5 protein-coding genes and 1 pseudogene are annotated in these 8,081 nt (G+C 72.8%); 2 read left to right on the plus strand and 4 right to left on the minus strand.

Annotated elements, in window-relative coordinates:
- Window positions 1-2: 2 nt before the first annotated feature.
- A complete protein-coding gene (locus IO39_RS58780; protein ID WP_211266910.1) occupies window positions 3-2,522 on the minus strand; it encodes a PA14 domain-containing protein in 2,520 nt (839 codons plus the stop codon).
- 162 nt (window positions 2,523-2,684) lie between these two features.
- Here IO39_RS58780 and IO39_RS06425 point away from each other — a divergent pair, with 162 nt between their 5' ends.
- Together IO39_RS06425 and IO39_RS06430 are read left to right on the plus strand one after the other, a co-directional pair.
- Window positions 2,685-3,485 (plus strand): DeoR/GlpR family DNA-binding transcription regulator, encoded by an 801-nt coding sequence (locus IO39_RS06425; protein WP_211266911.1) that lies wholly within the window; start codon window positions 2,685-2,687, stop codon window positions 3,483-3,485.
- A gap of 65 nt (window positions 3,486-3,550) precedes the next feature.
- Window positions 3,551-5,041 carry a sugar ABC transporter ATP-binding protein gene (locus IO39_RS06430; RefSeq protein ID WP_245641829.1) on the plus strand — a complete coding sequence of 497 codons (1,491 nt, stop codon included), beginning with the start codon at window positions 3,551-3,553 and terminating at the stop codon, window positions 5,039-5,041.
- Window positions 5,042-5,104: 63 nt separating this feature from the next.
- On the opposite strand, the gene IO39_RS57470 is transcribed toward IO39_RS06430, so the two are convergent.
- From IO39_RS57470 to IO39_RS55930, 3 genes and pseudogenes are all read right to left on the minus strand, one after another.
- Window positions 5,105-6,436, minus strand: coding sequence for an FAD-dependent monooxygenase (locus tag IO39_RS57470; RefSeq protein ID WP_043617378.1), 1,332 nt, complete (start codon window positions 6,434-6,436; stop codon window positions 5,105-5,107).
- A 45-nt stretch (window positions 6,437-6,481) separates the two neighbouring features.
- Complete coding sequence (locus IO39_RS06440; protein ID WP_245641830.1) at window positions 6,482-7,501, minus strand: coiled-coil domain-containing protein; 1,020 nt, start codon at window positions 7,499-7,501, stop codon at window positions 6,482-6,484.
- Window positions 7,502-7,572: 71 nt separating this feature from the next.
- Window positions 7,573-8,081: pseudogene (locus IO39_RS55930) on the minus strand (hypothetical protein); the annotation flags it as partial.

Raw genomic sequence — 8,081 nt, forward strand, 5'->3', positions numbered from 1 at the left:
GCTCAGCCGCAGGTGGGGTTGATCGCGCCGGTGAGCGCCTGGTGAGCGTCGCGGACGCGCTTGACGTCCGGCTTCGTGATCGCCCTGTCGTAGGTCATGAGGCCGTTGATCTCGGTCTCGACGTCGATCGTCTGGGTGTAGATGGCGGCGCTGAGCTGCTCGCAGGCGTGCAGCCGGGCGAGCTCGCCGATCATGCGCACGTACCGGTCGGTGAGGGCCCGCGGGTCGGGCTCGACCGCGTAGCCCCAGCCGCCGCCGGTCCAGGTGTGGCCGACGACGGGCAGGGCCAGGCCGCCGTACTCGCCGATCACGTTGGCCCGGTTGCCCGACGGCTTGCCGGGGTTGCCGGGGCCGGGGTAGATGTGGAAGTCCTTGACGTCGCCGTTGCCGCCGTCCACGGCGCCGCAGCAGTTGATGCCGCTCATGTTGTTCACCAGGCGCGAGGGGTCCCAGCTCTTGACCAGGTCGGCGATGCGCGCCTGGTCGTACTGGCCCCAGCCCTCGTTGAACGGCACCCACATGACGATCGACGGGCTGCTGCGGTGCTGGTCGACCAGCTCGCGCAGCTCGGCCTCGAACTGCGGCCTGTCGGTGGTGCGGACGGCCGACGGCATGTCCTGCCAGACCAGCAGGCCGAGCTTGTCGGCGTGGTGGTACCAGCGGTCGGACTCGACCTTGACGTGCTTGCGCACGGCGTTGAAGCCGAGGGCCTTGGTCTGCTCCAGGTCGTAGCGCAGGGCCTCGTCCGTGGGCGGGGTGTAGATGCCGTCGGGCCAGAAGCCCTGGTCGAGCGGGCCGATCTGGAAGACGGGCCGCCCGTTGAGCAGGATGCGGTTGCCGGCGACGGAGATGGAGCGCATCCCGAAGTACGACTCCACCTTGTCGTGCTTGAGCCTGACCTCCAGGTCGTACAGGTGGGGGTCGTCGGGCGACCACAGCTTGGGGTCGCGCACGGGGAGCCTGAGCTCCTGGCCGGTCCGGCCGCGGACGACGCCGACGACCTTGCGGCCGTCCCTGGCGATCACGGTGGCGGTGCCGGGCGAGCCGTGCACGGTGACGTACAGGGCCTGGCCGCGCAGGTCGGGGGTGGTGTCCACGCGCTCGATGCGCTCCTCGGCGACCGGCTCGATCCAGACGGTCTGCCAGATGCCCGACACGGAGGTGTACCAGATGCCGCCGGGGTTGAGCCGCTGCTTGCCGATGGCCTGGGCGCCGTTGTCGGTCGGGTCGTGCACGCCGACGACCAGCTCCTGCTTTCCGGAGCGCTTGAGCGCGCCGGTGACGTCCACGCTGATGCGGTCGTAGCCGCCCTTGTGCGTGGCGACCCGCTCGCCGTTGACGTAGATGGTGGCGTCCCAGTCCACCGCGTCGAGGTGCAGCATGAGCCGCTCGCCGCGCCAGGTGCGGGGCACCTCGAACGTCCTGCGGTACCACATGCGCTCCTCGTGCCGCCCGATGCCGGACAGCTGCGACTCCACCGGGTACGGCACCACGATGCGTTCGGGCAGCTCCTTGCCGATCGGCGCGGCCTCGCCCTGCCGGGCCGGGGCGAACTGCCAGACGCCGTTGAGGCTGCGCCAGCGGTCGCGGACGAGCTGCGGCCTGGGGTACTCGGGCAGCGGGTCGTTCCTGTCCACCTCGTCGGTCCACCGGCTCTTGAGCACGTAGGTGGAGGCGTTGACGACGTGCGCGAACGGGTAGGCCGCCAGCGGGGCGCCGTCGGCGTGGGTGATGCCGCCGGCGCCGTCGTAGGAGGTGCGCACGGTGCTGCCGGCCTTCGCCGGGACGGGATGGGCCAGCTTCAGCTCCACGGTCTGCGGGGTCGTGAGCGTGGCGGAGGTGACGGGCCAGGCGGCGGCGCCGACCGTGACGGCCAGCTTCCGCGCGGCGTCGGCGGGCAGCGCGGCCAGCGGCTTGAGGAAGGTCAGCGTGGCGACGTCGCCGGCGGCGTTCAGCCTGGCGTCGTACGGCCCGTCGGGCTGGAAGTCGGCGGGCACGGTGAGCGCGTCCATGGGCACGACGGCCTTCGGCCGGCTGGGGCTCTGCCAGCGCAGCCGCAGGTTGGCGCCGCCGTAGTGCTCGAAGTACTCGACCTTGATGTCGTACTTCCTGCCCGCCTCGAGGGCGATCGGGGTGCCGATCTGCTCCTTGTCCCAGTCGTCCACCCAGTGGTCGATGATGGGCTGCCCGTCCACCCACAGGCGGAAGCCGTTGTCACCGATGATGGAGAAGGTGTAGGTCTCGGAGTGCTCGGGCGTGATCTGCCCCGTCCACCTGACGGTGACGTCGTCCTCCCTGCCGGTGAGCAGCTTGAACGTGGGGTTCAGGTCGGCCAGCTCCAGGTTCGGGTCGATGATGCTCGCCTTGAGCTCGGCGAAGTCGAACTTCCCCGCCGCCGAGGCGAGGTAGTAGTCGCCGCGCAGCCCGTTCCGCTCCACGGGGGCGGCGGTGGCGGGGTTCGTCGGCATCTGCCATAACACGGACATCAGTACGGCCAGCAGCAACGCGAGGCGCTTACGCACGGGGGGTCCTTTCGAAACGCGCCGATCAGGTTCGGACAGCTTTTGACCCTGACACGCTCCAAAGTAAGCACCGGCGGAGCGACCCGGTCAAGATTTTCGATCAAATTCGTTCTCGTTCGGTCAGAGGTGAACCGGCGTTGGCCGATCGACTATGATCGGGCCGTGAGCGACACGCAGAGTGACGGACGCAGGCCCGTGTTCGCCGCCGAGCGACGGCAGCGCATCCTGGAGCTGGTGCGTGCCAACGGCGCCGTGTCGCTGCGCGAGCTGGCCCAGGCCGTGCACTCCTCCGAGGTCACCGTCCGCCGCGACCTGCGCGCGCTGGAGTCCGAGGGCCTGCTCAACCGCCACCACGGCGGCGCCACCCTGCCGGGCGAGCTGTCGCGCGAGGCCGGCTACGCCCACAAGGTCTCGCTGGAGTCGGCCGAGAAGGCCGCCATCGCCGACCTGGCCGCCGCCCTCGTCGAGGACGGCGACGCCATCGTGGTCGGCCCCGGCACCACCACGCAGGAGTTCGCCCGCCGCCTGACCCGCCACTCCGAGCTGGCCGTGGTGACCAACTCGCTGCTGGTCGCGCAGGTGCTGGCCGCCTCGCCGCGGGTGGAGGTGATGCTGACCGGCGGCACGCTGCGCGGCTCGATCCTGGCCCTGGTGGGCAGCGCGGCCGAGGGGTCGCTGGCCGGGCTGCGCGTGCGCAGGGCCTTCGTCTCGGGCAACGGCCTGAGCGCCGAGCGCGGCCTGTCCACGCCCAACATGCAGGTGGCGGGGGTGGACCGGGCGCTGGCGGCGGCGGCCGAGGAGGTCGTCGTGCTGGCCGACCACACCAAGGTCGGCGTCGACACCATGGTGCAGACCGTGCCGCCCGACCGCATCGACCACCTCGTCACCGACGACGCCGCGCCCCGTGACGTGCTCGACGAGCTGAGCGCGCGCGGGGTCCGGCTGCACGTCGCCCCATTCTGATCGAATGTGACAATTCCGTTACTGGATTGTTTCCTTCCTCGATCACTATCGAGGCGGAGGCAACCGTGCTGCAGGTGGCTGGCGTTCTCAAGGCGTTCCAGGGTGTCGTCGCCCTCGACCACGTCACCCTGTCCGTACGCGCCGGCGAGGTGCACGCCCTGGTCGGCGGCAACGCCGCGGGCAAGTCGACGCTGGTGAAGGTGTTGTCGGGCGTCCATCAGCCGGACGCGGGGGAGCTGCGCTTCCTCGGGGAGCCGGTCAGGTTCGCCGGGCCCGGCGACGCCAGGCGGGCCGGGATCGCCACCATCCACCAGGAGACGAACCTCGTGCCGACCATGAGCGTGGCCCGCAACCTGCTGCTGGGCCGCGAGCCCAGGGGGCGGCTCGGGCTGATCGACTCGGCGGCCGTGCACGCCCGCGCCGCGGCGGAGCTGGCCGCGTACGGGCTGGAGGTGGACGTGCGCCGCCCGCTCGGGTCGCTGGGCGAGGGCGCCCGCCAGCTCGTCGCGCTGGCGCGGGCCGCCTCGGCGGACGCCCGCCTCGTCATCATGGACGAGCCCACCACCGCGCTCGACCACGCCGAGCTGGAGACGCTGTTCGCGGCCGTCACCCGGCTGCGCGAGCAGGGCCGCTCGGTCATCTACGTCACCCACCGTCTGGAGGAGCTGTACGGGATCTGCGACCGGGTCACGGTGCTGCGCGAGGGCCGGGCCGTGCACACCGGCCCGCTGGCGGGGCTCGACCGGCTGCGGCTGGTCTCGCTCATGCTGGGCCGACCCTTCCACCCGGCCCCGGCCGCGCCGCAGGCGGGCGAGCCCGCCGAGCCCGCCGACGCGCCCGTGCTGGAGGCCAAGGGCCTGACCCGCCACCACATGCTGGACGGGGTGTCGCTGGCGATGCGCGCCGGCGAGGTGGTCGGCCTGGGCGGGCTGCTCGGGGCCGGGCGCAGCGAGACCGCGCGCGCCATCGCCGGCGTGCTGCCGGTGGACGCGGGCCAGGTCACGGTGGCCGGCGCGCCGGTGCGCAAGTGGTCGATCAGGAGCGCCGTGCGCGCCGGGATCGGCCTGGTGCCGGAGAACAGGAAGACCGAGGGCATCGTGCCCACCCTGTCGGTGCGCGACAACATCGCGCTGGCCGCCCTGCCCCGCCTGTCGCGGGCGGGCATCGTGTCGGACGCGCAGGTGGACGGCATCGTGGCGACGTTCATGCGGCGGCTGGGCATCAACGCCGTCTCGCCCCGGCAGCCGGCCGGCGAGCTGTCGGGCGGCAACCAGCAGAAGGTGCTGCTGGCCCGGTGGCTGGCCATGCACCCCAAGGTGCTGCTGCTGGACGAGCCGACCCGGGGCGTGGACGTGGCGACCAAGCTGGAGATGCAGGCGCTGCTCGACGAGCTGGCCGTGGACGGGCTGGCGATCCTGCTGATCTCCTCCGACGTGGCCGAGCTGGTCGGCAACTGCGACAGCGTGGTCGTGCTGCGCGACGGCGCGATCACCGAGCAGCTCACCGGGCCGGAGGTCACCGAGGACCGCCTGCTGGCCGCCCTGGCCAAGGACTGACCGCCGCCCCCACGGCCGCGGGCCGCCTCCGCCGGGCTGCGCCCGCCTGCCGCCTCCGCCGGGTTACGGCCGCGGGCCGCCGTCCTGCTGGGGCGGGCCGCCGCGGCGGGCGATGACCGACCAGAGCCAGGAGAGCTGCCCCGCCACCTGGTCGAGCCGGTGGTACAGCCGCGGCGGGACGTGCGGCAGCAGCGACGAGTGCCGCAGGCCGAGCAGGTCGAGCACCTGGTACGACGGAAGCTCCAGGTAGCGCGGCAGGCTCTCGTACCAGCGGGCGCTGTTGCGGGCCGCCTTCTGCGCGCGCCGGATCGTGCGCCTGCGCTCCCGCCCGTAGTACGCCAGCGCCCGCTCCAGGGTCGGCTGGGTGGTCAGCGCGTGAACCAGGAAGGAGGCGTCGCCGAGCGCGAGCGCGGTGCCCGCCCCGACGGAGTAGTGGGTGGTGTGGGCGGCGTCGCCGACCAGGACGAGGTTGCCCCGGTGCCAGCGCTCGTTGGTCAGCGTGCGGAAGTTCAGCCACCGCGCTCCCCCGCTCTCCCCCGGCAGGCCGGCCTCCGGGCGACCGGCGCCCGCCTCACCAGCGCCCGCCCGACCGGCCGCCGTCAGGCCCGCGCCCGCCCGGCCCGGGCGGGGCGGGGCCGTGTCCGGGCTGGGCGGGGCCGTGTCCGGGCGGCTGATGAGCGGATGGCCGTCGAGGATGTCGGCGAAGAGCTTCTCCAGCAGGGCCAGGCTGTCGGCCTCGTTCGCGCGGTCGAACCCGAGCCCCGCCCACGTCTCCGGCGCGCACTCGATCACGCAGGTGCTGTGGTCAGGGCTGTAGCCGTAGCCGTAGCACCAGATCCACCCGTGCGGCGTCGTGGCGAAGGCGAAGGTGAAGGACTCGAACACCTTCGTGGTGCCGAGCCACAGGTAGAGGTTGCGCCCGGTCGCGACGCGGGTGCCGAAGTGGCCGGCGTGGCGCTCGCGCAGCCCGCTGTTGACGCCGTCGCCGGCGACGATCAGGTCCGCGCCGGCCAGCTCCTCCTCGCGGGCGATCTCGCGCTCGTACTCCAGGGTCACGCCGAGGGAGCGGGCCCGGTCGGCGAGGATGCCGAGCAGCCGGGCGCGGCCGATGCCGAAGCCGCCGTCCCAGTAGTCGATGCGGACCCTGGGCCGGTCGGCGATGTGCGCCGCCCAGGTGTCCCACCGGATCGAGCTCTCGCCGATCGCGGCGGCGGACTCGGGGTCGAGGGCGTGCAGGCTGTGGTAGAGGTCGTCCCAGTAGGTGACGCCCCAGCCGTACGTCGAGCCCTCCGGGTCACGTTCGTAGACCGTGATGTCCTGTGACGGGTCCTGCCGTTTCAGCAGGATCGCGAAATACAGGCCGGCGGGTCCGCCGCCCACGCAGGCGATCTTCACACGAGCCCCCTTGTGTAGTCATTTCGCTACACAGCGTAACAAGGGCTAGTAGACAGAGATGTGCGGGTGGTCGTAGTGGTTGGCCGTGTTGCCGCCCCGGTCGGACATCGGGCGCCACACGCCGGTCCTGACGTGCCAGATCCGCTGGCGGAAGATGACGTACATGATGCCCAGCCGCCGGGCGTTCTTGATCGCCCAGGCCGCGATCTCGTCGCCGCGCCGCATCTCCGCCTCCGACGGGTACGCGCCGCCCCGGCTCAGCATGAAGTCGCAGGCCCGGCCGAGCGGATGCTCGCCGCCGTCCTGGATGGCCCGGTAGCAGCCGATCCCGTACGGCACCTCGAACCGCTCCTGGATGAGCTGCTTGACCAGCCGCATCCGGGGCGTGATGTTGTCGGCCCCCTCGGGGAGCTGGGGCACGAACGTGCCGTCGGGCCGCGCCCCCGGCGCCGTGTAGAGCTGATCGATCTTGTCCTTGATCTTCTCGATCTGCTTCTCGGCCTTCTTCTTGCGCCGCTCCAGCTCCTCGGTCGTCCGGTCGAGCTCCTCGGCGCGGGCGGCGGCCTCCTCCTCGGCCCGCTTGCGGGCGTCCCTGACGGCCGCGTGGCCGCTCAGCCTGGCGTCCTGCTCGTCCACCAGGTGCCGGCTCAGCGCCATCCTGGCCAGCAGCGAGGAGGGGTCCTGCCGGCCGGCGAGCAGGGCGAGCGGGCCGGGCTCCCCGCCGGTGTAGCGGGCGATGGCCATCGCGCGCAGCTCGGTGGCGTGGTGGTCGAAGACCTCCTGGGCGGCGGCCAGCCGCTCGCGCGCCGCCTTGGCCGCGCGGTCGGCCTTCTGCCCGGCGATCCGGCTGTCGTAGTACTCGGTGATCAGCTTGTCCGCGTCCTTCTGCAGCGCGGCCAGCTCTTTCTTCAGCCGTTTGACGGTGGGCTTGGGCTCGGCCCCCGCCGGGGCGGTGGTGACAGCGGCGGCTACGGCGGTGGCGGCGATGCTGGTGGTGGCGAACAGCAGGACCGCCGTGAACGCGGCGGCGGGGACACGCAGCCGGGCGGAAGACGCAGCCGCCACTCTTCTCCTAGGTTACGGGCATGAGCTAATCGGGCGGGGGGACGCCCTATTCGTCGCAAGATAGTAGGGGATCACCCGTCCCGGCGTGCAACTTCCGGCTCATCCCGCTCGCGGTCCCTGCGTACCCTGCGCACCACGAGCTGCCGTCCGACCAGCACCGATCCCGGCACCACCACGAACCCCAGCAGGCTGGAGCCCAGCCCGAGACCGATGTCGGCGTCCAGCAGGCCGTCGCCCTCGCCGCCGAGCAGCGGCAGGCCGACCGACACGCTGACCGAGACGGAGATGAGCGGCTCACGCTCCCTCGACGGGGCCGGCTCCGGCGCGCTCGTCGCCGGAGGGCGGGTCGCGGGCGGGTGGTCGTCGGGCCGGGAGGTGGCGGGCGGGCGGGTGCTCGGGGCCGGCCCGCCGGACCGGGTGGCCTCGCGCGTCGGCTCGCGGGTGGGTTCCCGGGCCGGCTCGCGGCCGGTCTCTCTGGTCGGCTGCCGGGTGGGCGCGCGGGCCGCCTCGCGGGGGGGCTCGCGGGTGGGCGGGCGCGTGATGGGGCGGCCGGTGGGGGCGGCCGTGCCCGGGGGCGGGG

It is taken from the genome of Nonomuraea candida (assembly GCF_000725485.1).
GTDB classification, from domain to species: Bacteria; Actinomycetota; Actinomycetes; order Streptosporangiales; family Streptosporangiaceae; genus Nonomuraea; species Nonomuraea candida.